Source organism: Lactobacillus sp. ESL0791, from assembly GCF_029433255.1.
Classification (GTDB): Bacteria; Bacillota; Bacilli; order Lactobacillales; family Lactobacillaceae; genus Lactobacillus.
Genome location: NZ_JAQTHU010000001.1, coordinates 100,148 through 123,728 on the forward strand (window position 1 = coordinate 100,148; position 23,581 = coordinate 123,728).

Annotated in this window: 27 protein-coding genes, 2 tRNA genes, 1 riboswitch and 2 other annotated features; of the genes, 14 read left to right on the top strand and 15 right to left on the bottom strand. The window is 39.5% G+C overall.

Annotation, left to right across the window (positions count from 1 at the left end):
- Positions 1-2: 2 nt before the first annotated feature.
- The 3 genes from PT285_RS00495 to PT285_RS00505 form a co-directional block, all read right to left on the bottom strand.
- Positions 3-650: a DUF1700 domain-containing protein gene (locus PT285_RS00495; RefSeq protein WP_277146934.1), complete on the bottom strand. Its 648-nt coding sequence runs from the start codon at positions 648-650 to the stop codon at positions 3-5.
- Positions 634-957, bottom strand: a complete 324-nt coding sequence (locus tag PT285_RS00500; protein ID WP_277146936.1) for a PadR family transcriptional regulator — start codon at positions 955-957, stop codon at positions 634-636. The genes PT285_RS00495 and PT285_RS00500 overlap by 17 nt, the downstream gene beginning before the upstream one ends.
- A gap of 112 nt (positions 958-1,069) precedes the next feature.
- The gene (locus PT285_RS00505; RefSeq protein WP_277146938.1) at positions 1,070-1,837 is read right to left on the bottom strand and encodes a DUF4097 family beta strand repeat-containing protein; all 768 of its coding nucleotides are present in this window, start codon (positions 1,835-1,837) and stop codon (positions 1,070-1,072) included.
- Positions 1,838-2,124: 287 nt separating this feature from the next.
- Here PT285_RS00505 and PT285_RS00510 point away from each other — a divergent pair, with 287 nt between their 5' ends.
- The 4 genes from PT285_RS00510 to mazE all read left to right on the top strand — a co-directional run bounded on the left by PT285_RS00510 (position 2,125) and on the right by mazE (position 3,941).
- Positions 2,125-2,619, top strand: a complete 495-nt coding sequence (locus PT285_RS00510) for a zeta toxin family protein (protein WP_277146940.1) — start codon at positions 2,125-2,127, stop codon at positions 2,617-2,619.
- Between the two features lie 139 nt (positions 2,620-2,758).
- Positions 2,759-3,040 (top strand): autorepressor SdpR family transcription factor, encoded by a 282-nt coding sequence (locus PT285_RS00515; RefSeq protein WP_277146941.1) that lies wholly within the window; start codon positions 2,759-2,761, stop codon positions 3,038-3,040.
- Positions 3,021-3,659: an SdpI family protein gene (locus tag PT285_RS00520; protein ID WP_277146943.1), complete on the top strand. Its 639-nt coding sequence runs from the start codon at positions 3,021-3,023 to the stop codon at positions 3,657-3,659. The genes PT285_RS00515 and PT285_RS00520 overlap by 20 nt, the downstream gene beginning before the upstream one ends.
- A 48-nt stretch (positions 3,660-3,707) precedes the next feature.
- Positions 3,708-3,941: a type II toxin-antitoxin system PemI/MazE family antitoxin gene (mazE, locus tag PT285_RS00525; protein ID WP_277146944.1), complete on the top strand. Its 234-nt coding sequence runs from the start codon at positions 3,708-3,710 to the stop codon at positions 3,939-3,941.
- Positions 3,942-4,150: 209 nt separating this feature from the next.
- Here the strand turns inward: mazE and PT285_RS00530 are convergent, their stop codons facing one another.
- The 9 genes from PT285_RS00530 to PT285_RS00570 all read right to left on the bottom strand — a co-directional run bounded on the left by PT285_RS00530 (position 4,151) and on the right by PT285_RS00570 (position 11,351).
- Positions 4,151-5,038: an oxaloacetate decarboxylase gene (locus PT285_RS00530; protein ID WP_277146946.1), complete on the bottom strand. Its 888-nt coding sequence runs from the start codon at positions 5,036-5,038 to the stop codon at positions 4,151-4,153.
- 20 nt (positions 5,039-5,058) lie between these two features.
- A complete protein-coding gene (locus PT285_RS00535; RefSeq protein ID WP_277146948.1) occupies positions 5,059-6,030 on the bottom strand; it encodes an AEC family transporter in 972 nt (323 codons plus the stop codon).
- Between the two features lie 138 nt (positions 6,031-6,168).
- Positions 6,169-7,071 carry a LysR family transcriptional regulator gene (locus tag PT285_RS00540; protein WP_277146950.1) on the bottom strand — a complete coding sequence of 301 codons (903 nt, stop codon included), beginning with the start codon at positions 7,069-7,071 and terminating at the stop codon, positions 6,169-6,171.
- Between the two features lie 204 nt (positions 7,072-7,275).
- Positions 7,276-7,920 carry a hypothetical protein gene (locus PT285_RS00545; protein WP_277146952.1) on the bottom strand — a complete coding sequence of 215 codons (645 nt, stop codon included), beginning with the start codon at positions 7,918-7,920 and terminating at the stop codon, positions 7,276-7,278.
- 20 nt (positions 7,921-7,940) lie between these two features.
- The gene (locus PT285_RS00550) at positions 7,941-8,171 is read right to left on the bottom strand and encodes a hypothetical protein (protein ID WP_277146955.1); all 231 of its coding nucleotides are present in this window, start codon (positions 8,169-8,171) and stop codon (positions 7,941-7,943) included.
- Positions 8,172-8,267: 96 nt separating this feature from the next.
- Positions 8,268-8,543, bottom strand: a complete 276-nt coding sequence (locus PT285_RS00555) for a hypothetical protein (protein ID WP_277146957.1) — start codon at positions 8,541-8,543, stop codon at positions 8,268-8,270.
- Between the two features lie 185 nt (positions 8,544-8,728).
- A tRNA-Lys gene (locus PT285_RS00560) sits at positions 8,729-8,804 on the bottom strand.
- Positions 8,805-8,995: 191 nt separating this feature from the next.
- Positions 8,996-9,868 (bottom strand): MetQ/NlpA family ABC transporter substrate-binding protein, encoded by an 873-nt coding sequence (locus PT285_RS00565; RefSeq protein ID WP_277146959.1) that lies wholly within the window; start codon positions 9,866-9,868, stop codon positions 8,996-8,998.
- Positions 9,869-9,912: 44 nt separating this feature from the next.
- Positions 9,913-10,150, bottom strand: a binding site (T-box leader).
- Between the two features lie 16 nt (positions 10,151-10,166).
- Positions 10,167-11,351, bottom strand: a complete 1,185-nt coding sequence (locus tag PT285_RS00570; protein ID WP_277146961.1) for an amidohydrolase family protein — start codon at positions 11,349-11,351, stop codon at positions 10,167-10,169.
- Between the two features lie 45 nt (positions 11,352-11,396).
- Positions 11,397-11,634 (bottom strand) — a binding site (T-box leader).
- Positions 11,635-12,033: 399 nt separating this feature from the next.
- On the opposite strand from PT285_RS00570, the gene PT285_RS00575 reads away from it, so the two are divergent.
- Genes PT285_RS00575 through PT285_RS00585 form a run of 3 tightly spaced genes read left to right on the top strand, consistent with a single transcriptional unit; the run spans position 12,034 to position 13,135 of the window.
- Positions 12,034-12,270 carry a hypothetical protein gene (locus PT285_RS00575; RefSeq protein ID WP_277146963.1) on the top strand — a complete coding sequence of 79 codons (237 nt, stop codon included), beginning with the start codon at positions 12,034-12,036 and terminating at the stop codon, positions 12,268-12,270.
- Entirely contained in the window at positions 12,252-12,383 is a 132-nt protein-coding gene (locus PT285_RS00580; protein WP_277146965.1) for a hypothetical protein, read from the top strand. Before PT285_RS00575 ends, PT285_RS00580 begins: the two co-directional genes overlap by 19 nt.
- A gap of 17 nt (positions 12,384-12,400) precedes the next feature.
- A complete protein-coding gene (locus PT285_RS00585) occupies positions 12,401-13,135 on the top strand; it encodes a hypothetical protein (protein ID WP_277146967.1) in 735 nt (244 codons plus the stop codon).
- A 142-nt stretch (positions 13,136-13,277) separates the two neighbouring features.
- On the opposite strand, the gene PT285_RS00590 is transcribed toward PT285_RS00585, so the two are convergent.
- Positions 13,278-13,350: transfer RNA gene (locus PT285_RS00590), tRNA-Lys, on the bottom strand.
- Positions 13,351-13,499: 149 nt separating this feature from the next.
- Between PT285_RS00590 and yycF the strand changes: the two genes are divergently transcribed.
- The 7 genes from yycF (at position 13,500) to rlmH (ending at position 21,346) form a co-directional block, all read left to right on the top strand.
- A complete protein-coding gene (gene yycF / locus PT285_RS00595) occupies positions 13,500-14,216 on the top strand; it encodes a response regulator YycF (protein ID WP_277146969.1) in 717 nt (238 codons plus the stop codon).
- A gap of 55 nt (positions 14,217-14,271) precedes the next feature.
- Positions 14,272-16,131 carry a cell wall metabolism sensor histidine kinase WalK gene (walK, locus tag PT285_RS00600; RefSeq protein ID WP_280927856.1) on the top strand — a complete coding sequence of 620 codons (1,860 nt, stop codon included), beginning with the start codon at positions 14,272-14,274 and terminating at the stop codon, positions 16,129-16,131.
- On the top strand, positions 16,112-17,455 hold the full coding sequence (locus PT285_RS00605; RefSeq protein ID WP_277146971.1) for a hypothetical protein: 1,344 nt from the start codon (positions 16,112-16,114) through the stop codon (positions 17,453-17,455). Before walK ends, PT285_RS00605 begins: the two co-directional genes overlap by 20 nt.
- Before the next feature lie 2 nt (positions 17,456-17,457).
- Entirely contained in the window at positions 17,458-18,288 is an 831-nt protein-coding gene (locus PT285_RS00610; RefSeq protein ID WP_277146974.1) for a two-component system regulatory protein YycI, read from the top strand.
- 14 nt (positions 18,289-18,302) lie between these two features.
- Positions 18,303-19,100, top strand: coding sequence for an MBL fold metallo-hydrolase (locus PT285_RS00615; RefSeq protein ID WP_277146976.1), 798 nt, complete (start codon positions 18,303-18,305; stop codon positions 19,098-19,100).
- Between the two features lie 66 nt (positions 19,101-19,166).
- Positions 19,167-20,378, top strand: coding sequence for a S1C family serine protease (locus PT285_RS00620; RefSeq protein ID WP_277146977.1), 1,212 nt, complete (start codon positions 19,167-19,169; stop codon positions 20,376-20,378).
- 488 nt (positions 20,379-20,866) lie between these two features.
- Positions 20,867-21,346, top strand: coding sequence for a 23S rRNA (pseudouridine(1915)-N(3))-methyltransferase RlmH (gene rlmH / locus PT285_RS00625; protein WP_277146979.1), 480 nt, complete (start codon positions 20,867-20,869; stop codon positions 21,344-21,346).
- Positions 21,347-21,377: 31 nt separating this feature from the next.
- Here rlmH and PT285_RS00630 read toward each other — a convergent pair whose 3' ends face one another.
- Together PT285_RS00630 and PT285_RS00635 are read right to left on the bottom strand one after the other, a co-directional pair.
- Entirely contained in the window at positions 21,378-22,031 is a 654-nt protein-coding gene (locus PT285_RS00630) for an energy-coupling factor transporter transmembrane protein EcfT (protein ID WP_277146981.1), read from the bottom strand.
- On the bottom strand, positions 22,028-23,404 hold the full coding sequence (locus PT285_RS00635) for an ATP-binding cassette domain-containing protein (protein ID WP_277150555.1): 1,377 nt from the start codon (positions 23,402-23,404) through the stop codon (positions 22,028-22,030). Before PT285_RS00635 ends, PT285_RS00630 begins: the two co-directional genes overlap by 4 nt.
- A 43-nt stretch (positions 23,405-23,447) precedes the next feature.
- A riboswitch (TPP riboswitch) is annotated at positions 23,448-23,540 on the bottom strand.
- Positions 23,541-23,581 lie beyond the last annotated feature (41 nt).

A 23,581-nucleotide genomic window follows, 5' to 3' on the forward strand; every position in this document is an offset into this window, starting at 1 on the left:
AGTTACTCCTCCCCGTTAGTTTTCTTGGTTTGGTAATAATGTTTTTTGAATAATTTTCTTCCTAAGTAATGCGCAAAAGTGGCACACTTAGCGATGAGGAACTGAACTATTTTAATTAAAATGGGAATCAGCAGCAGGGCAAATCCGATGATGGCTAAGGCGGCTCCGGTATAAAAGAGACCAACGGCCCAATCTGTGGTAGGGATGAAGCGGATAGAAGTAACTAAGGCGAAGATGCCGCCGCCGATTAATCCGGCGATGAGCGCAATAAAGCCGATAAAAATTCCCAAACAGACTGCCAATACAGCAATGATTATCGCAAGAATAGCGATAATTATCGGGATGCCAACGGGTGCTGCGCAGATTCCAAGCAGGGTGTACCAGATAGTTTTCAATAAATGTTTTGAAGAATCCTTTTGTGGCTGTTGGGGTGATTTACTTCCGTCGTCCGATACCGAATAATCAGCGATAATTTTGTGAGCTAATTGTTGCGGCGACCCCAGCTCTTGTTCGATTGCCTGACGCTCGTGAAAATTACCATCCAGTAAAAATTCACGATAAAACTCTACAACGTCTTGGCGGTCATTTTCTGGAAGTACGGATAAATTTTGCTCCAATTCCAAGATGTAGTCATTAATCACTTGTTCCATTTTCTTCTCCCAATACTTGATTAACTTTTGTGCTAAAGTCTTTCCATTCTTTTTCGATGTTTCCCAATAGTTTTTCTCCCGAATCGGTTAGGTGATAGTACCTCCGATTGCGTCCCTGATATGGCTGGTCGTAGGTTACCAAGTAGCCGTTTTTTTTCAAGCGCCGTAAAACCGGGTAAATTGTTGATTCGGAAATGTCAAAACCTGCCTGAACCTGCTGTGTCAAGGCGTAGCCGTATAAATCGTCGGCTTTAAGGAAAGATAAAACTGCGCCGTCTAACAGGCGGGTAGGGATTTGAATTGCCATACTATTATCTCCTCTAATATTATATGAGATATAATATTACAGATAAAATAAAAAGGCAACATAAAAAAGCGTCTTTCCTAATATTATTATGAAAAGACGTTTTAACTCTTAGTTAATAAATTTCAATGTCGCCATCACGAGTTGAAGCCGTGACTTGATTATTGGTTCCTGCTGTCTGGGTAACATATTGTTTACCTTTTTTGCTGCCGTGGTATTTGATTCCGTCGGAAGCTGAAAGGTTATAGCTAACTCTATTGCTTATTTGTTTAAGCTCTAAGTCACCATCGTTTAAGGTAATGTGATTTTTCCCTAAAAGTTTACTTTTATGAATATCGCAGTCACCACTATGTAATTTAATCGAGCTGTTGGTCAATTTGGTACTTGTAATGTCTAAGTCACCGTCACTTAAATTCAACATAAGACGATTGCTAACACTAAAATTGTTAATGTCGAGGTCGCCATCACCTAATTTTAAGTTGAGGTTTGCTAATTGAAAGTTTTTAAGTTTCACATCGCCGTTATTATTGTTGCCGGTGATTGTGGTTAAAGACTGCTTATGGGGAACGATCACTTCTACTTTTAGATCATTGTCGTCATAATGCTTACTTTCGCTAACGGTTAATTTTCCGTTAGCAACTTTAGCATGGATTGACTTGGAATTACTGTCGTCGTCTGCTTTGATCTTGACTTGATATTTGCTGCCGGTGTGAACAGTTACGTCTGCATCTTTGATTTTAAGCTGTAATTTGCTGAATTTTTTAGGATTAATGGTTTGGTATCGTGAAGCTGCTGTATTTGTAATGTTGGAATTTAATGCACCGCCCAGACCGATGATGCTGATAACTGTTCCTAATAATGCACTTATGGCTTTGTTTATCATTATTTACTTTCCTCCATTTGCTATAATAATTATAACTATTATTAAAACATATTTATAAAATGATTCAATAGCTTTGTAAGTAGTTTATAGTATTAATTTTTTATTCTCTAAAATTACAGCAAATAAGTGCTAAAAACAATTTATTATTGAATTAATTAGTAATTTTAAATTTTAAATAATTTATAAAAATTGTAAGAAAATAATTTTATTGTTTTTTAGAAATAGAGTGTGCAATAAAGTATGATAGATAAATATTAAGACAGGATTATAATGCGAAAGGAAATGTTATGAGACCAACATTTGTGTTAATTAGGGGTAATTCTGGCAGCGGCAAGACGGTTTTAGCAACAGCTCTTCAGCATCATTTTGGCTATAAAAATTGTTTGCTGTTGCACCAAGATGTCATTCGCCGTGATGTTTTACATGCCGATGATCACGCAGGGACACCTGCGGTCAGTTTATTAGAAGACTTGGTCAAGTATGGGCAGCAGCATTATCAAATAACCATTTTGGAAGGAATTTTGCGCAAAGATGTTTATGGTGAAATGCTTCAGCAGTTGATTAAACGTTTTGACAAAACAGCGCTTATTTATTACCTAGATATTCCGTTTACGATTGCGGCGGAACATAATCAAATGAAAAACGAGCCATTTGCAGAAGAAAAATTGCGCTGTTGGTGGCGTGAAGATGATTACTTAGGTGGAAAAGAACAAAGATTACATGATGGTGATACGAAGACATTTTGTCAAAAGATAATTGATGATATTGAGAAGCTAGATTAAAAAGATACTTTTTAAATTTATTTTTATAAAACGGAGCGTTCTACTTTTTTCTTTAAGATATTTGCTTTTCCAAAATTATGTGCTACTATTTAGATAAATATCTAATTAGAATTTTATCTAAATAGAAAGGAGAAAAAATTTGAGTTTTGAAACCAGCTTTAAGGCGCTATCGGATCCAGTGCGTCGGAAAATCTTACAATTGCTAAAAAAAGGCCGGCTGTCAGCTGGCGAAATTGCCAGTCACTTTGATATGACCAAGGCAACCATTTCTTATCACCTAAATATTCTTAAGAAAGCTGATTTGATTTGGGAAGAAAAAGAAAAAAATTTTGTTTATTATTCGTTAAACACATCAATCTTAGAAGAAATAATGGCTTGGTTAGTTGATCTGAAAGGGGATCATGATGATGAAAAATGTTAGTTATAAAAGAACGTTGCTAATTACAAGTTTGTTAACACTGCTGCCGTTAGTGGTGGGATTATTATTATGGCAGAAACTGCCGCAGACGATCGCGACACACTTTAGTATGAATGATCAAGCTAATGGTTGGTTTAGTAAGCCTGTGGCTGTCGTGGTACCACCATGTGTCTTGCTTTTATTGCAGTTATTTATTTTCTGGTGTGCGAAACACAGTAGCCAAAAAAATAACTCTAATTTTAGAATTTTTAACGTTACATTATGGATTATTCCGTTGACGTCACTTGTAGTGAACTTTTATATTTATGCCATTGCATTGGGCTATCATATGTCGGGTGCGCTTATTTCAAGTTTACTGGTCGGCTTTGTTTTTATTTGGGTCGGTAATTATTTACCCAAAGTTAAGCCCAACAGTGCCACAGGCTTTAGGCTATCGTGGATTTTAAATGATAAAAATAATTGGCAGAAAACGCATCGGTTAGCAGGCTGGCTCTTTGTCATTGGCGGTTTTGTTTTGCTCATAACATCATTCATGCGTATAGCTTGGATAATTTTAGCAGTTGTTCTTGTGATCGTTCTTGTGCCAACAATTTACTCTTATTGGTTGGCACATAAAAAATAAATTTCTTTGCGATTAAAGTATGCATAATAATTATTAGAGGTGGTATTTATGACTGTTAAAGCAAGGATTCAAGGCAATACAGCTGTTGCTACTTTACCTAAATCTTTAAATGTTAAACCGGGAACATTGTATAATCCCAAAATAAATTCTAAAGGTGTAATAACTTTTACCCCGACTAAAAATGCTCTGAATACAATTGAAAAACTTTTTAAAGACTGGCATGGTAATTATCAAACACCAGATGATTTAAAGGATTGGGACACTATTAAACCTGTAGATTAAAAATTAATATATAAAAAGATAAAATTGACGATAGATTAAACAAGGCTGCTGGAGATTTAATTTCTCAGCAGCCTTGTTTACGGCTCCGGTGATTCAAGATAATCACGATTTTTGATTAAAGGCATGTATTTTTACTTATTTAATCTTCTATCAAAAACACACGATTTTACCAAAGTGTCGAAATCGTGTGCTAATAACAAGTTAAAAAATTAGTACTTAGCTTTTCTTCCAGTTTTATATTCTTCCTCTTGTTCTCTGATTTTTGGCAAACCTGCTAGATCTGTGAATTGTTCAAAGGTTAGCATATGATCGTAATAGTCGGTTGTAGTTCCTTCTTCTTTTAGATGTTTCATTAAATCTTCAAATGCCTTAGCAGCAACAAAAGTTGAAGCACATGGGAATATAGCCAAGTCATAGCCAATGTCCTGTAGTTCACTCCGTGATTTGATTGGTGTTCTTCCATGTTCAATCATGTTAGCAATAACCGGTTTCTTAAAGCTAGAAGTTACTTTTCGCATCTCTTCTTCTGATTCGACGGACTCAATAAATATGATGTCTGCGCCTGCTTTTTCATAAGCTTTACCACGTTTCAATGCTTCATCAAGACCGTAATTAGTTCGCGCGTCTGTTCTTGCCATGATTAAAGTATTGTTGCTTTCTCTAGCATCAACTGCTGCACGGATTTTTCCTACCATTTCGTCCATTGAAATTACGTCACGACCTAGCATATGACCACATTTCTTGGGTGCAACTTGATCTTCAAGTTGAATTGCGGCAACGCCTGCTTTTTCATAAGCCTTGACAGTTCTAATAACATTAACGGCGTTTCCGTAACCAGTATCAGCATCTGCGATTAAGGGGATATTGATAGCGGCGGTAATGTTTTGTGCTCTTGTTAGCATTTCTGTCATGGTTAACAAGCCAACATCAGGTTCGCCAAGCATACTGGCAGACGTTCCGTAACCGGTCATATAAACTGCTTCAAATCCTGTTTTTTCAATTATTTTTGCACATAAGGGATCATAAGCACCAGGTACTATTAAAACCTCAGGGTCTTGTAAACGTTGCTTTAATTTCTTACCCATTTCATTTTCCATAATAATTGCCTCTTTAAAATTTAAATATTAATTAATAACATAACTATTGGAACAACAATAATAAACAAAATAGAAGTTGATACTACTAGGTTGGTAGCGAATTTAACGTCACAATGATATCTATCAGCTAATATTGGCACAACTGCCAATGCTGGTAATGCAGCTTGCAGAATTAAAGTTTGCGTAAAAACTTTACCAATATTATAAAAATATTTATTGCCCCACAGTAACAACAAAACCGTAACTAATGGCACTAAGATAAACCGGCCCAAATATGAAATTAATACATCCTTATCAATGGTCATATGTTTAATGCCAAACTTTTTAAGCATAATGCCGATATAAATCAGAGCAAGCGGTGTAACCAAATTGCTAATATCTTTGAGGGTAACCGTAATGCAGGTCCAACTTTTAAGCAGATTACCGAGTGCCGGGATAAACACAAATGGAATCGCCACTATTAATCCCCAAACCGGTGCTGGTAGTAAGTTATGCCAATCAAATTTAACCTTAGTATTCGTATTTGTAGGATCATCAATTGCAATTAGATAAACGCCAATTGTCCAAATTAAGAAAATGTGAACTACATAATAGACCAACACATAAGGAATTGAAGTTTCTCCAAAGAGTGAGAGATTGATCGGCACACCGATGAATAATGTATTTGGTGCCGTAATAACCATTATAGCAATGCCGCGCCTGCCTTTTTTAACTTTAGCAAGTTTAACGATTAGCCAAGCGATAATTAATGTAACAAAAGTAGATAAAATTGAATAGAATAACCCAACTGATAATTTAGATAGTGCTTTAGGATTAAGATCATTTACCATTGAAACAAAAATTGAAATTGGCAAAGCCATATTCATTAATAAATTTGAAATTGAATTTGAAAAGTGCTTACTTAACCACCCCTTTGCTTGGCAGAAATATCCCGCTGTAATCATTAGTAAAATTGAAATAACGCTTGAAATAGATGAAAAAAATATTGCCAAAACCTTACCTCCTTTCATAGCCTAAATGAATTGTATTCGCTTTCTATCAATAAATAAAATACTAGTATTTTATTTACAATATAAAAAACTCCTATAAATATCATTATCGATATTTATAGGAGCCATGAGATATAGTTTTTATGCAAATGTGACTAACTTTTTACCAAGATCTGCATTTATTAAGCTATTTTTGACCTGTTTTTCTAATGAGTCAAGATACTTCTCTTTTTTAAAGATCATATAAAAATAACAATAAATATTTTCTTTTAGTGGTACCATTTTTATTCCTTTACTTTGTCCAAGAGAGTAAGTAGTCATGATGCCGAGACCAGCACCGTTAGAAATCAATGCATTTACGGTTTCAAATTCATTTGAAATAGTTACGTTTTGCTCAGAAGGAGCGATGTGTTCACTGCTAAATAAATGTTTGAGAACATAATATTGAAGATAATCATTGCCCATTGAAATGAAATTCTCATTCTTAATTTCTGAAAAACTGACATTTTTTCGTTTAGCTAGGCAATGATTAGAGGGCACGAACAATACGTATCTATCTTTCATGATGAAGTGTGAATCAAAACTATTATGTTTGCTTATAGGTCTCAGTGATCCCATAATTGCTATTTTTACTTTGTTTGTAATTAGTAGCTCTTTCATATGAGCAGAACCGGTTTCAATTAAATCAATATTTTTAAGCAGATTGGTATCAATGTTATGAACAATTTTAGGAAATAAATTGGCACCAATGATTGATGGAATACCTAATTTAACTTTTTCGTGGACACCTTTTTCAAAAGTAATAATTAAGTCAATTTCATGCATAATTTTTTTGGCATGTTCGTAAACAAATTTACCATCTGGAGTAAGTGTTAAATCACGTCCACCACGCTTACGTTTAATTAATTCCTTGCCTAATTCTTTTTCTAGTTGTTTGATTGAAAAAGTTAATGATGGCTGCGAAATGTATAATTTATTAGCGGCTTTAGAAAAACTCTTTTCGTCCACAACCATGATCAAGTTTTTAAGCTCAGAAAGTTTCATTATTCTTACCTCCTATTTATAAGATCGAATTCTATTTAGCTAAATATTAGTCTATAAAGTAATACGAATTCAAGATAAAAATTTTTATAGTAAAAATAATAAGTTGACTGATGATTTGAAAGAAGATGAGATTTCTAACTTGATTGAAGAATTGTTAAAAATAAAATACACAAACAAAAAGATGTGTTTCATAGCACATCTTTTTTATGGTTCTGGGGATAATTTTGTCTGCATTTGCTGCACCAATGATTCAAGATAATCACGATTTTTGGTTAGATTTTTGCGGCTATTAGAATAGCCCATGATACTGACATTTAATTGCAATCGATGCCCCTCTTTAGTAGCAATGCTGATTACTTTTACCTGACTCATGGTATACCGCAACTTGAAGGGAATAACGCCTTTGTAAGGACCAACACTAATTTCATTTATTTCTGTTAAAGGAATGAATTTGTTTTTTCCGTTGAAAAAATAAGTGGTGGCTTTATTGATTCCTAGCAAAAGCAGGCCGTCTTCTTTGAAACATAAAATATATGTTGCCGTTGTCGTGATGAAATAAATTAACCCCAAAGCAAGCCCAAGCATGGCTACACAATAACCAATCATAAGAAACTGTTCAAATTTTTCTGGATTAGATTCACCTACCTTAAAGCTAATAAATAGCGGCAGGAGAACTGCAAGCATAATGATAAAAAAAGCACGAACTTTGTGTGGAACTTCGTTGACTAGGACAAAATCCGTTGGCGTGGCATTAAAGCCGATCGCTTCTTCGTAGCTCATAATTTTGTCATCCGTATATGTCCCCTTGGGTGCCTTTGTTTTTAACTTGTAATTTGAATTGTCGCTCATGATTTTCCTTAGAAAGATGCTTATGAATTATATTTGTTATCAAACTGTTTCTGTTCCTTGATCTTTTTATGATTTTCAAATAATTCAAAAACTCCCACGACAACTGTTACTAGAAGCAAAAAGGCAGCTAGATGGATAAATAGTTTAAAATTAAAGATTAACGACAGAATAAGCACACTAATGTAGGCAGCTTCTATTCCTAGGAGCAATTTGTTTTTAAATCTCTTCTTTTCAAAATTTGTTTTCTCCATAAGATTGTCCTCGTAGCTATTAACCCTGTTTTTGAAATGATTGTTAATAAATGTACACCATGATTTATAAAAAAGCAATAATAATTTTATTTTTAATTAATGAAACCAAGTGGTTGATGTCTGGGCAATGTCGCTGTCAGCATCAGGCTTGCTTAATTTTGTCAGCAATTTTACGCCTTCTTTAGACAGTTTCATTTTGACGGCAAGCAGCTCTAATTCGTCTATCATATTTTGACGGACACGATATTCGTTTTCTTTATGCATGAGTTCGGTAATTGCCATGTCAATTATTGCTTGCTCATTTGCATTCGGTAAAGTTTGCTTTTGTAAAAATTCTAAGAAACTAGCTTTATTTTTGGTATTCTTAAACATACTTTTTTCCTGCTAATCATATAACTTGTTAATGATATTATGGATTACGTTTTACTCTAGTTTTCTGCTTTTGTAAATTATTACTGGCGGAAAAAAGCAAAAAGGCGCTTGTCCGTCAGGACAAACGCTGTTGGCTGTTTAGAACACAAAAAAAGCACCGACTACTTGCAGTGCTATCTTTATTATGGTGGGTGGCCAGGGGTTCGAACCCTGGACCCACGGATTAAGAGTCCGTTGCTCTGCCAGCTGAGCTAGCCACCCACTTCTTTGTCAACTAATACCAGCCGACAATTAAGTATATTACCAATTATTTAGCGAATTTACAAGGCTTTTGCTAAATTTTCTTAAAAAATTTGGCTATGGTTATCAATGCAATTAAAAAGCAGTCCTTGCTGATCGAGATTCAGATCAGACAAAGGCTGCTTTTGTTTTAGATATTGAGTAATCGATGCTTACTTACTGCTTTTTGGGTTATTTTTAGGTGTAAAATCCCACGCTGCTATCTGCCGGTTACCGTAATATTTCTTATATAATTTCTTGGTTGCTGCAGTTTGGTAAGACTTAACCACTGCCTGATAAGCCGGATTCTTTGCCTGTGATTTTCTGGCACAGATGATGTTAATCCACTGTCTTGAGTCCTGATTAGTTGGCTCAACAAACAGGGTTTCCTTGTCGCCCAAGCCAGCTGGTAATGCAAAAGTGTTGTTGACAACGGCAGCAGCAACGGAAGTAATTACCCGGGCGCATTGCTCCCCGCCCACTTCTTTGATCTTTAAATGGCGCGGATTTTTAACAATATCCGCAACAATTGCCAATTTGGTCTTCGGCCGTAAGCTAATCAATTTAGCGTTTTTTAACAAGTAAAGGGCGCGTGATTCATTGGATGCGTCGTTAGGAACAGCAATCGTTGCTCCTTCCGGAATGTCGCTTAATTTATGATATTTTTTTGAATATAGTCTAATCGGGTTGATTGAAGTTTTACCAATAGCTACTAAATCACCGTGATTAGCTTTGTTCCAGGCAGCAAGGAAAGCGTAATGCTGGAAGGAATTGAGGTCAATATCGCCATTTTTTAGGGCATTATTAGGCTGATTATAATCAGTAAAGTTTTTAATCTTGATTGTTACACCATACTTATCCTTGGCGGTTTTAATCGCCTGATTCCAAATTGCCACTTCCGGCTTGCCTTCCCCAACTACGCCGACGGTTACGACCTTATTTGCCTGCTTTTTGCCAAGGCCAGGGCCGAAGCCAAACCAAGCAGCAATAACGACAACAACAGCAACGACAATTCCAATGATGATGTTTCTAGTTTTTTTATTCATTTTTCTACCTTTTATATTTTTTAAATAAAAAGCACCCATCCTTATTTAAGGACGAGTGCTCGTGTTACCACCTTTAATTTGTCTATTATTCACATAATAAACCTTAGTGGCTATCAAATAATAGCCGGCACTGGTAACGGCTGCCGCCCCGCCGTTAGTTAATTGTCACTAACGGGTATCATTTCAAGCCCATGTTCACTAGTTTATCCCGTGCGACTTCTCACCAATCGTCGCTTCTCTTTACCAGTTAAAGTTAGTTACTCTGCTTTTCAAGATGCTTAATATTTACTTTTTTTAATTAGTATGCACGGTGGCCCTTTTTATAAACGGCCTTATCTTTTTGTACTACCGCTGAGATGTCCTCCAGTGGATTTTTATCCAAAACCAGGAAATCAGCGTATTTACCAGTAGTCAAAGTTCCGTATTCATCGTCAATTCGCATTAACTTAGCGCAATTCCAGCTGGTTTCCAGTGCTTCAAAGTTAGTAAAACCTTGTTCAACTAACAATGGCAGCTCTTGCGGTGTCATTGTGAAGTCATTAAAGGGTGTCCCCGCATCGGTCCCCAAGGTGATTGGCACACCGGCATTTTTAGCCTTTGTGATGTTACCGCGTAAATCTTTCCATGCTGCAGAAATTTTGGCCATTTCCCATTCGGGAATTTTACCGGGAGCATATTCGATAAATGCCCACGCGCCAACGATAGTTGGTGTCAGGTAGGTTCCCTGCTTCAGCATCAACGCAATTTCTTCGTCGTTGACATAGAAGCCATGTTCAATGCTGTCAACTCCGGCTTTGATTGCGTTTAAAATTCCGGCACTGCCTTCGGCGTGGGCCGCAACCGGAAAGCCTTTATGGTGTGCTTCCTCAACAGCAACGCGCATTTCGGCCGTACTCAGCTGCGGCTGATCCAGTGCATCATTTTCGGTCATCACGCCGCCGGTTGCCATTAGCTTGATTGCTCTGGCACCTGCCCTAATTTCTTCACGTACACCTTTACGCATCTCATCAGGGGAATCAACTAAGCGGCCAAAATTAGCTTCATCGCCGTGTCCACCGGTCATTGAGAAGGGATGTCCAGAAGGCAGAATTTCTGGGACATTAGTTAATTTGCCTTTCTTGATCAGCTCGGTTAAAGCAATGTCAATTTCATAAGTGCTGCCACATTCACGAATGTAGGTTACGCCGGATTTTAATAGGTCATGCAGGTGCTGAACTGCCCGCAGCGTAGATTCAACCACACCTGCCTGAGGATCACCATCAGGGGTCAGCGGGTCATTGACAATGTGTGTGTGACAGTTCATCAAGCCTGGCATGACGTATTTACCTTTTAAATCAACCGTTTGCTCTGCTTTAGGCACCGTGCCGGAGCCGACTTTGGTAATTTTACCGGTTTCATCGTCAACCAGCAGGTAGCTGTTTGCCGTAATTTTATTATCGGCACCGTCAAATAAATTAAAATTGGTGAAAACTGTTTTACTCATCACATACCTCCAAATTCACCTACAAAAAAAGCACTCATCCTCTTAACTAAGGACGAGTGCTCGCGTTACCACCTTTAATTTGTTTATCACTCACGCGATAAACCTCACTGGCTATCAATCAATAGCCTGCATTAATAACGGATGCAACTCCGCTGCCAGCTGAATATTTACCAGCAGTCTTCTTCCAAAAGCCCATGTTCATTACCGTTATCTATCGTCTTTCACCACAGCGCCGATTCTCTTTAAAGATAACTAAGCAATTACTCTGCTTCCTCAGATTTATTTTATAACAAGCATTTTATCATGAATAATTAATATTACAAGCAATTTTATAAAATAAATTTCTATATTTAGCTAATAAGTAGAAGAGAACAAGAATTATTAACTAGTCAATGATTAGTAAATTAAGGCATGAATAATTGGATTGGGATTAATTTTTGGATAGATCAATTTAAATTTAAAAAATCTCTTCTTCTAGCGAGAAGTATTTAATATTATCATTTTTACTGGCAACTACTTTGATCAGTTTTATTGGTGGGTAAAGAAACAGCTTTATCGGTTTCCATGAGCATTTGCTCATAAGAAATAACACGGTATACCTTAATTAGATTCAGATATTTTTAAGGTTATTCATTACTATAATGAATAATCGACAATTGTTTTAATGCGTTGACAGGACGATATGTCAGTCTTTTTCGGACAATTATCATTTGCAGATTATGCGATCGATACTACCGGTGTTTCTGCAGGTATTAAAAATGCGGTCCATATTTTGAAGACTGCTGGCGAATGTCTTTTGATCGGAATCGGTGGTAAGATTGAATTTGATTTAATAGGCGATTTTTTGCCAGAATCCAAAAAGATTTCCGGTGTAGTTGACGGGGAGATGCGATCTCACAATTGTTTATTCCAAAATTGATCAAGTATTATCAAAAAGGACAATTTCCTTTTGATAAGTTAGTTAAGTTTTTTGATTTTAATGATATCAATGCCGCTTTTGTCGCTTCCAAAGATGGCACGGTGTTAAATTAGTGAAGGGAAAAATAATAATGATTAAAACAATTACTTCAGGTAAAAAGGAATTACTGTACCAATCAAACTTACTTAATACGAGCATTTATCAAAGCGAATATGTTAACTTTGACCAATATAAAATTGGCATCTATGATGTAGTTATTCCTGCTAATAAAACATTCAAATGGCAGAATAAGAAAAACAACTTAATTATCATTTTGTTTAGTGGAAAGCTCCGGGTTAACGCCACAACTTGTGGTGACAATACTAGTATTGTTGCTCCAGCTGGCTTAAGCACCAGCTTTATTGTTGACTCTAAGTCATCAATCCATGCTCTAATACTTATTAAAGAAAATACTACTGGGCTGGATAAAACAGTAATTTCAAAGCATGAGCAGCAGATTTGGTATCCATATAAAGAAAATGGGCATATCCATTTGTATTTGAAAGATATACTTACGCCAGAACAAATTGGCGGCTGTGTTTATTTGATTGATTACCCTGAAACGCATATTACTGAATGGCATAATCATACTTTTTCACACGGGATGTATGTTTTAAATGGTGTTTATTGTAATCAGTCACAATATGATCAAACGGAAAAGTATTATGGTCCCGGTTCATTTGTTTTCGGTCCCAAGGGTCAGGTTATGCGTCACGGTGCAGCAGCTGGTCAGCACTGCTATGGAATTTTTATAACTGATAAACCGTTTAGTTTAAATTATTTAAGTGATGCTGAAGTTGAAAGGGCATGCAAAAATACTAAATAATCAAAAATAAGTTACTTGGTTAAATAAAGGTCAAATGGGTCCTAAAGTACAAGCTGTAAAATAACGAACTTTGTTATCTTGCGGCTTCTATTTTTTGCAAAAAAATAGCGCCTACTTTCTTCAGCGCTATCCATCATCTTTATGGGTGGCCAGGGGTTCGAACCCTGGACCCACGGATTAAGAGTCCGTTGCTCTGCCAGCTGAGCTAGCCACCCGTATTTTTAAATTTTTAACTTAATGGTAAAGAACCAGTAATTATTATGCGATTATCTTAGGAAAAAAGCAAGTTTTTTTATTAAAATTATCCGATTTTTTGGCTAATACTATAAAAATCAGTATAATATAAAGCAAAGGAGGCAATTCGATGCCAAAAAAAATCCTTGTCGTTGATGACGAGAAACCGATATCTGATATTATTAAATTTAATTTGACGAAAGAGGGCTTCGACGTTGACACTGCCTATGACGGTGAAGAAGCCGTAAAAAAAGTAGACGAGTATAATCCTGATCTGATGATTCTAGATCTGATGTTGCCGAAAAAAGATGGTCTGGAGGTCGCCCGTGAGGTACGGCAGACCCACGATATGCCAATCATCATGGTAACTGCAAAAGACACAGAAATTGATAAGGTTTTGGGCTTGGAAATGGGTGCCGATGACTACGTTACTAAGCCTTTCTCTAACCGTGAACTTGTCGCGCGTGTGAAAGCAAATTTGCGTCGCCGCGATATTGTTAAAAAGGTAGAGGAAACCAATCAGGAACAAATGAATAAAAATATTACAATTGGTAACTTAGTGATCATGCCGGATGCTTATATAGTAGAAAAAAATGGTAAAAAGATTGAATTAACCCACCGTGAATTTGAGCTTCTTTATTATTTGGCCCAGCATATGGGGCAGGTGATGACTAGGGAGCATTTGCTGCAGACCGTTTGGGGTTATGACTACTTTGGTGATGTTCGCACGGTCGACGTAACGGTGCACCGGTTGCGGGAGAAGATTGAAGATAATCCTGTTCAGGCGAAAATTTTGTTGACGCGGCGTGGTGTTGGCTATTACGTAAAGCAGCCGAACGAAGAATAATAAAGGAAGCCATCAAACTGTTTAGCATGATGGCTTTTTTGTATTGAGATTGAAAATGATAAAGAAAATAAAAAATAAGTTAAAGCATTCATTTATTTCGATTAACACCACATTGGCGGTTGTCTTTATGCTGATGATTATTGCCACAATTGAAGTAATTGGTGCGTATTTTACCCGGCAGCTTGAACAAAACAGCATCGATAACTTTCAGTCGTCAATTCAGGTGCCGCCGATCGTCACCAACCAGTTGACCGATCAGTTAACGCACGACGGGAAAAGGACTAACTATAACTTGAATCGAATTGTTAGCGACTATAACAATGGTACTAACACAATCAGTGAGATTATTGTTGTTGACAATAAGGACATCATCCGTGCTGTTTCCAGCCTTAACGACAAGGGCCGGATTGGCCAGCGGGTTAACAATATTACCGTCAAACAGGTGACGTCAACGGGTCAGCAGGCCACCAAGATTATCAATAATAATGGTGATTATATGATTCAGGTGACGCCGCTCAATTCTGGAACCGGGTCTGCCAACACCGTAGGTGCGATTTACGTGCGGGCCTCGATGCAGGGGGTTTTTAATAACCTGCGCAATATTTCTGTGATGTTCCTGGTTACGTCGCTGGTGGCTGCGGTTTTGGGAGCGGTTCTGTCCTTAGTCGTTTCGCACGCCATCACTAGGCCAATTGAGGAGATGCAGGGGCAGGCTCTTAGTATTGCCGACGGCGATTACTCCAGCCAGGTGAAAATTTATTCTAATGACGAGCTGGGGAAATTAGGCCAAGCCTTTAATACCTTGTCGGTACGAATTGAGCGTTCGCAGGAAGAATCCGAAAGTGAACAGAGGCGGTTGGACAGTGTTTTGTCCCACATGAGTGACGGGGTGCTAGCAACCGACCGGCACGGCAATGTCAATGTGGTTAACCAGATGGCCCTAGATTTTTTGGGTACCGTTAAGAGTGCGGTCCTGAATAAGCCGATTGCCGAGGTTTTGGGATTAAAAGAAAGCTCGCAAGATCTGCTTTCCAGTCAAAAAGGGATTGTTTTAACCCTTAATAAGAACAGTCGCGATGAAGTGATTTTGCATGCCAGCTTTTCGCTCATTAAGCGGGTGACCGGCTTTGTTTCCGGTAGTGTTTGTGTTCTGCACGATATTACTGAACAGCAGAAAAATGAGAATTCGCAGAAGCAGTTTGTTTCCAATGTGTCGCACGAATTGCGAACCCCGCTGACTAGTATGCATGCCTACATTGAAACTTTGAACGAGGGGGCGTGGAAGGATCCCAATGTTGCTCCGGAGTTTTTGGAGGTAACCCAGGAGGAAACTGAGCGGATGATCCGCATGATTAATGATCTGCTCAGCCTGTCACGCATGGACCGCGGTGTTTCCAAGATTGACTTTGAATGGGTCAACCTCAATGATTTTGTCACCCATATTTTGGACCGCTTTGACATGATTGTGAAAAATGACGAAAAACAGGGCAAGAAGAAATACACGATCAGGCGCAAATTGAGCCCACAGGCCTTGTGGGTGGAAATCGATACCGATAAAATGATTCAGGTAATCGATAATATTATGAACAATGCTATCAAGTACTCCCCAGATGGCGGCGTGATTACGGTGAAGCTGGAGCAGGAACAGCGGAGTGTGGTGTTGAGCATTGCCGACCAAGGTTTAGGCATTCCGCACGAGGATTTAAATAAAATCTTTGACCGCTTTTACCGGGTTGATAAGGCACGCTCGCGTGCTCAGGGCGGTACCGGCTTGGGTTTAGCGATCGCTAAGGAAATCGTGACCGCTCATCATGGTAAAATTTGGGCCAGCAGCAAGGAAGGCAAAGGGTCGGTCTTTTATATTTCGCTGCCGTATGAGCCAATGAGTGAGGAGGATGACTGGGATGAAGTTTAAATTTAAATTCAGGGATGCACTGCTGCTTGTTGCCACACTCTCGGTCTTCATTTTGTCAATTGTTCTCTGGGTGTTCGTCATGAGCAATGACCAATACTTTAGTCATATTAACCAGGCCAATAATGTCACCCAGCACCAGATCCGTGGCCGGCGCAACAAGTCCGTGTATGATCTTTACATGCCAACAAGTTCTTATCAATTTGAAAAGGGCCAGCTGTGCCGGCTCTATGATTCCAAGAATAACTTGTCGCTGGAATTTACTAGAGAGATAAGAAACGTCAAGTTTTCTTCTTTTAAAAAGGTCAGTACGAGTCCAGCAAAATATGATCGTCTGCTGAATAATCCCAACTTTTTGCAGCTGGCCTATCCTGATGAGATTACCGTCGACCTGTTTAACAGTGAAAATACCAAAAATAAAAACCATGAGTTTCGCCGTATTTTTATTTCAGCGAGCAATAAATGGTTTTACGCCGCTAATGATAAAACCAATACAATTTACCGGATTGGCTTAAAGAAGGCTGATTTTTCAACTCTGCGGCGGTATGCTAAGAATGCCAAAAATAAAACACCGATCAAATTTGTTCGTCTGAAAAGCGGCTATTCCGAATTTTACCTTGAACCAACGCACTGGCATATTTACAGTTATCTGACCAATACACAATCAGATTCTTACTTTGTTTCGCGGCTGCTGGGTACGGCCAAGGTGGCCGGCCGGACGACTAAGAATAAATGGACAACCTATTCCCTAAATTATTACAATAAGCTGCGGGTTCCTGCTGCTAATAATGACAGTAATAATTTTTTATACACACGTTATGAAAAGGTACGATCGCTTGCGCCTGCTGATTATCTGGTGAATAGTGTCTATTATGTTCACCGTATTGGCTTAAGTGAGCAGGATCTGCGCTTTTTCGATGCTGACAGCGGGGTTGTCAGTTATACCAACTATGTTGAGGGTATTCCCGTTTTTTTGAACCGGCACGATGTGCAGGTACGGACTGACTTTTCAGCCGAGTCTGTGCTTGTAGCCTTTAACAGTGTCAACCTGCAGATTCCCATTCCTTTCGACGGCCAGACTAGAACGCTGCCGTCAACCGAAAGCGTGGTGGATCAGTTGACTGCCAAGGGCTTGAAACGATCGGATATTCAGCGGATTATCGTGGGCTGTGGTGTTGAGAAAGACAGCAGCCGCAGCGACTTAGTTAATCTGCTGCCGACTTACTACTTAAAAATCGCCGGCCAGTGGCGTAGTCTTGCCGAATGGGAAAAGCAGGACTTTTCGCTATTAGAAAAAAGTCCGCAGCGAGTAAATGGGGTGAAATAATCATGGATCGAAAACGAATTGAATGGCTTTTCTTAATTATTTTTGCCCTAATTGATATTTATCTGGCACTGGAAATTTTGCGTTCACCAGTCAGCCTGAGCAACGCCGATACTAACACCAGCAGTGCGACAAATATTCGGATTGAGATGCGGGCTGATGGCATTGACTTACCGGGTAAGATTTCCCATAAGCAGCAATCGGGCTACTATTTGGCTGCCAAGAATCGTGACTATCTTTCCGGGAAAATCAGCAGTTTGAGCCAGGTGAATGCCCATTATTCAAAAAGCAATAACAACTTAACCGCTACGCCTAAGACGGCGGTTTTATTAAATGGCAATAGCAAGGACATTCTGCAGCAGATTATTGACTTCAAGAATGATCCCAAGAACGTGCCTTATGGGAAAAAATTTAAGTATGAAGCGAGCATGTCAGGCAATGATAGCTATTGTTTTGTGCAGAATTCTAACTATGGCGCGGTTTACGATAATGGCGCCCAATTGCTTGTTACGGTTCATAACAAGCAAATCGACAATTATACAATTTCCTACATGGGGCCGGTCAATTCCGTGCGCGAGCCGCAGTTGATCATTAGTGCTTGGCGTGCGGTCAGCGCGATGTACACTGATCGGGAGATTGGTAATAATTCCAAGGTAATGCAGATCAAATTGGGTTATTCAAAATTAACGCAGGTACGCGGTAACACAATCTTGCTGCCGAGCTGGCTGATCTGGGTTGAGAATAAGACAACCAAGAATATTACACTGAAGCGGGTTAACGCCTTTACAGCGCAGGTGCTGCAGACGAATAATTCGTATGATATGGGAAACGATTAGAAAGGTTATGGCTAATGCGGGTTTCGGTGTTGGCAAGCGGATCAAGTGGCAATACCAGTCTGCTTGAGACTAATGAACACAAAATATTAATGGATGCCGGCTTATCCGGTAAAAAAACAAAAAAGCTGTTGGAACAGGTAGGTGTGGCGATCACCGATATTGATATGGTATTTTTAAGTCACGACCATACTGACCACAGCGGCGGGCTTGGTGTTTTGATGCGGCGTTATCCCCAGCTCAATGCCTTTGCCAACAGCGGGACCTGGCAGTATCTGCGTGATACGGATAAGATTGGTAAGATCCCGCCAGACCAGGTCAATCTAATTGAGCCGGGCCAGACCAAAACTTTTGGCGATCTTGACGTCACTGCTTTTGCTACCAGTCATGATGCAGCCGAACCGCAGTACTATGTTTTTACCAGCAGCGGCAAGCGGATGGCTTTTCTAACAGATACTGGCTATGTTTCGGAAGTTGTTCGTGGCACAATTAAGGATGCAGATGCCTATTTGATGGAGTTTAATTACGACACAATGATGCTGCGTAACGGCCCGTATTCTTGGCCGCTGAAGGAACGGATATTGTCGGATGTCGGCCATCTGTCTAATGAGGAAGCGGGGCAGGCTTTGCTTGACGTGGTTTCACCAAGGACCAAGCATATTTTTTTGGCTCACCGCAGCGAGCACAATAACACCAAGCTGCTGGCCTACCAAACGGCCCATCAGATGCTGGTTGATGGGGACGCCAACTTAGACAGTGATGTGCAGATTATCAGCACCAGCGCTGGAGAGCCGACAAACTTAATTAAAATTTAACAACACTGTTCATGATTTTTTCAAATTTTCTTAGTATATTAAAAACCAAAGGAGAAAAATTAAAGTATGGTAGAAAAACAAACTTCTAATAAAGGTATTTTTGTCAAAACTGCAGTTATTGGCGTGGTTGCCGGTTTACTCGGCGGCGGCGTTTCTTATGCCGCGCTTGATCAGGTGAATAACGCAAATAATAACAGCAACGCGCAAACAAGTATCAGCTCCACTAGCGCCAAGACCTCTAAAGACAGTGCCAAAAACAGTGGAGCAATGACACCTGCCTATAATGATGTTAAGGGTGCTGTTGTGTCGGTGATCAACATGAAACGTGAAACGACCAGCGGTAATTCGCTTTACGATATTTTTGGCGATAACGGCGATGATAATGGCAGCAATAGTAAAAAGGGTAAATTGCAGACTTACAGTGAGGGATCCGGTGTTATTTACATGAAGTCGGGCAGCAAGGGTTACATAGTGACCAACAATCACGTTGTTACCGGCAGCGATAAGGTTCAAGTAATGCTGGCTAATGGCAAAACAGTCAATGCTAAGACAATCGGCACCGACAGCACAACTGACCTGGCTGTTTTAGCAATTGATTCCAAGTACGTTACCCAAACCGCCGAATTTGGCGATTCTAAGAGCCTGCAGGCCGGACAAACTGTGATTGCGGTTGGTTCGCCCTTAGGCAGTGCCTACGCCTCAACGGTCACACAGGGAATTATTTCAGCACCAAGCAGAAATATCACCACGTCGGCTGCCAATGAACAAACCGTTATTCAGACTGACGCGGCCATTAATCCGGGCAACTCTGGTGGTGCCCTAGTCAATTCTGCTGGCCAAGTAATCGGAATTAATTCGATGAAGCTGGCACAATCGAGTGATGGAACTTCGGTTGAAGGGATGGGCTTTGCCATTCCGTCTAACGAGGTGGTAACAATTGTTAACCAATTGGTCAAAAACGGTAAGATTACGCGGCCGCAGCTGGGGGTTAAGGTTATTGCGCTTCAAGGAATTCCGGCAAGCTACCGTAAGCGGCTTGGCATTAAGTCTACACTGAAAGATGGAATCTACGTTGCTTCGGTAGTTAGAGGCGATGCAGCGGCTAAGGCCGGAATCAAAACCGGCGATGTCATAATTAAGGTTGACAAGAAGTCAGTCTCGGATGTTGCTTCGTTACACAGCATTTTGTATAATCATAAAATCGGTGATACCGTCGAGTTAACGGTTAATCGTAATGGTAAGATTATGGACATCCGGGTTACACTTCAAGGTGATTAACTTGGGGAATATTCATTGTTAACAACTAAAAAAGGCGATATTATGCAATTTAACTTGCAAGTATCGCCTTTTTCTTAACTTTATAACTGAGTAACACTAAATAGTTCGTAAATAATGTTTGTCAAGTTTTTGCTAAAAGCCGCTAGGATGTTGATAACTGTGGATAACTTTGTGGATTGTGCATAAACTAAATAAAATCAGAAGAATCATTTGTGGATAACCTGTTAATTGTGTGTAAATACTAGTGAAGATTTTCGTGAGCAAACAACTGTTCAAGTTGGTATAACAGCATTTGTGGTAAAAAGTTTGTGAAATTATCGGATCTAGAAGCTAATTGTGTTTAAGTTTTTGAGAAAAAATTGAATAAAAAGAGCAACCACATTTTGTATGGGTAGAATGTTTATTCGCCCCAAAATATGGGCTTTGCTTTTACACAGATGTGGAAAAGTGGGGTGGAAACGGTGGACAGCAGGGGATAAAATAAAAGTATGAAGATCAAGATTGTATGTGTCGGCAAGCTGAAGGAAAAGTATTTCAGGGATGCCATTGCCGAATATGAGAAAAGATTAGGTCGTTTTGCCAAGGTTCAGATAATTCAGGTTCCAGATGAAAAAGCACCGGAAAAGTTTAGCAGGGCCCAGCAGGAGCAGGTCAAAGAAATTGAAGGCCAGCGCATTTTGAGCAAAATCAAAGAAAAGGAATATGTTTACGTTACGGCAATTTTGGGCAAGGAAAGAAGCAGTGAAGAGTTTGCACAGGAAATCAAAGAACTGACGACCTATGGCCATTCGGATATTACCTTTGTGATTGGCGGCAGTCTGGGAACAAGTCCGGCTGTTAACAAGCGGGCCGATGACCTTATTAGTTTTGGCAAGTTAACCATGCCTCATCAGTTGATGCGGGTAGTGCTGCTTGAACAAATTTATCGCGCTTTTATGATTAACAGCGGCAGTCCTTATCATAAATAAAAAACGCGCTTCCAGTTGGAAACAGCGTTTTTTACTTGAAGATGAATAAGCAGGTTGTGACGACAAGCAGCAGACCAATTGTAACAAACCAATCGCTCTTTTTTAGCGGGATTGTAATGATTGTAAATCGCGGCTGGTCTTCAACGTAGCCATGTGATTCCATGCCTTGAGCCAGATTTTCAGCAGAATTAAGGGCAACTATTATTGCCTTAAAATAGAGTACAGGCGACCAGAAGCTGAGGTAGACGCCGCGCATCATTCCAGCCGTTCTAATTTGCTTGATGGCTAATTTCATGTGGGGCACAATATTGAGTGCAGCAAGGACACCGTAAGCGAATTTGCTCGGCAAGTGGAGGTTCTGTTCCAGTGAGCGAGCAAAAGTGGTGGCATCCGTGTTGATTGTGACACAGGAGATGGTCAAAGTGTACACATAGACCCGGCTAGACAAACTCAGGGCATAATAAAGATTGGGTGTGGGTGCAAACCAGAACAGGGTGGCAAAAATTGTGAAGGCTGCAATGAAGGGCACGACTAAAAGCAGCAGCAAAGTTTTCAATTTGATCCGTTTGAAAATTAGGTAGCTGATTGAAAACAGAATGATCAGAATGTTCGTTGTCAGGCTGGTTTTCAATGATACTTCTAAGGAAATAATAAATGCCAACAGAAATTTTAGGCTGGGATTCATTCTGCGGCCTCCTTTGTATACGTTAATTTTTGCTGGTTAAATTCAAGGTGGTAGTCGCACCAGTCACAGAGTTCGGGTGTTAATTCATGACTGATAAGCAGGATTGTTTGCCCGCGCTCCTTTTGACTTTCCTGCAGCAGGTGAATAATTTTCTTGCTCGATTCGTGGTCTAACCCACTCAGGGGTTCATCAATTAAGAGCACGTCTTGATCCGAAAGCAGCATCAGCAAAATTTGCAGCTTCTTTTTCTGGCCACCGGAAAGAGAGTAGACTATTTGGTCAAGACAGCGGTCTAAATCCAGATATTCTAATGCCTGCGTGATTTTTTTGTCGGTAAAAAAAGAATTCTTACAGTTTTTTTTGCTTAAATTGAGTTCATCTTCCACGGTTACACTGAGAAATTGATCGGTGGCATTTTGAAAAATCTGGGCAACGTGCAGCAGGTACTTGCGGTCGGACAATTTGCTGATTTCTTTATCCTGGTATGTCAGGCTGCCGGTGTAGGGCAGCATCTTAGTTAAGGCTTTAAATAGAGAAGTTTTGCCAACACCGTTTGGTCCCGTCAGCAAGATAGCCTTCCCTTGAACGATTGTCAGCTTTTCTTGCTGCAGCAGAAGATGATTTTGCCTGATTGCGGTATTGGTGAAGCTGAAAGCAGCAGGCAGATTTACGGTCGGCAGAGCAAAAGTGCCAGTAACTTTTGCAGTACTCGATTGAAGCAGGTGCTGCTGTTCTTTCGCGTCTACCGGTACAATTTTTTGTCCGGTAAATTTAAAAATTGCATCGCAGACGTTCTGGTAATCGCTGAGAATATGATCGCTGATGATGATCGTTTTGCCTTGATCACGCAGTTTCGCGAGTTTACTGATTAAAAATTTTCTTGATGCATTATCACAGCTGGCAAAGGGTTCGTCCAGTAAAAAAAGGTCGACATCCATTGCCATTAAAACCGCTAAGGCAACCTTTTGCTGCTGCCCGCCGGAAAGGGTGACAATTGCTTGATCAAGCAGGTCGTCAATCTGGGCGAAAGAAACGGCTTGGATAAGGCGTTTTTGATAATCTTCTTTAGAAACCCGTAAATTTTCTAATGCAAAAATTATTTCTTCACGCGGCGTCCGCATCGTAAACTGTTCGCCAGCATTTTGAAACATCATCGCGTGTGTTAGACCACCAACATCGATCTTGCCGCTAACCTTCCCGGCGTATTTGGGGTAAAGTCCTGCTAGCAATTTTAAAAAGGTCGATTTGCCGCAGCCGGTCGGCCCAATTAAAAGGGAAAACTTGCCGCTGGGGATGCTGAGGGTCAGGTTGTCTAAAATGTTAGTTTTGTCATCATACGAAAAAGTTAAGTTCTTACTAGTTATTACTGCCATTTTCTTTACCAAATAAAAAACCGTCAAGGGCTGCTTGACGGCGTAGAAGTTCAATCATTTTTCCCTTCGTTTGGCATTGCCCAAAATCAGGTTCAATGGGTATCTCTCAGCCGTATCAGCACCCCGCTATGTTGCCTTAATTCTACATGAAACATTTTAGTTTGTCTATTTATGAAG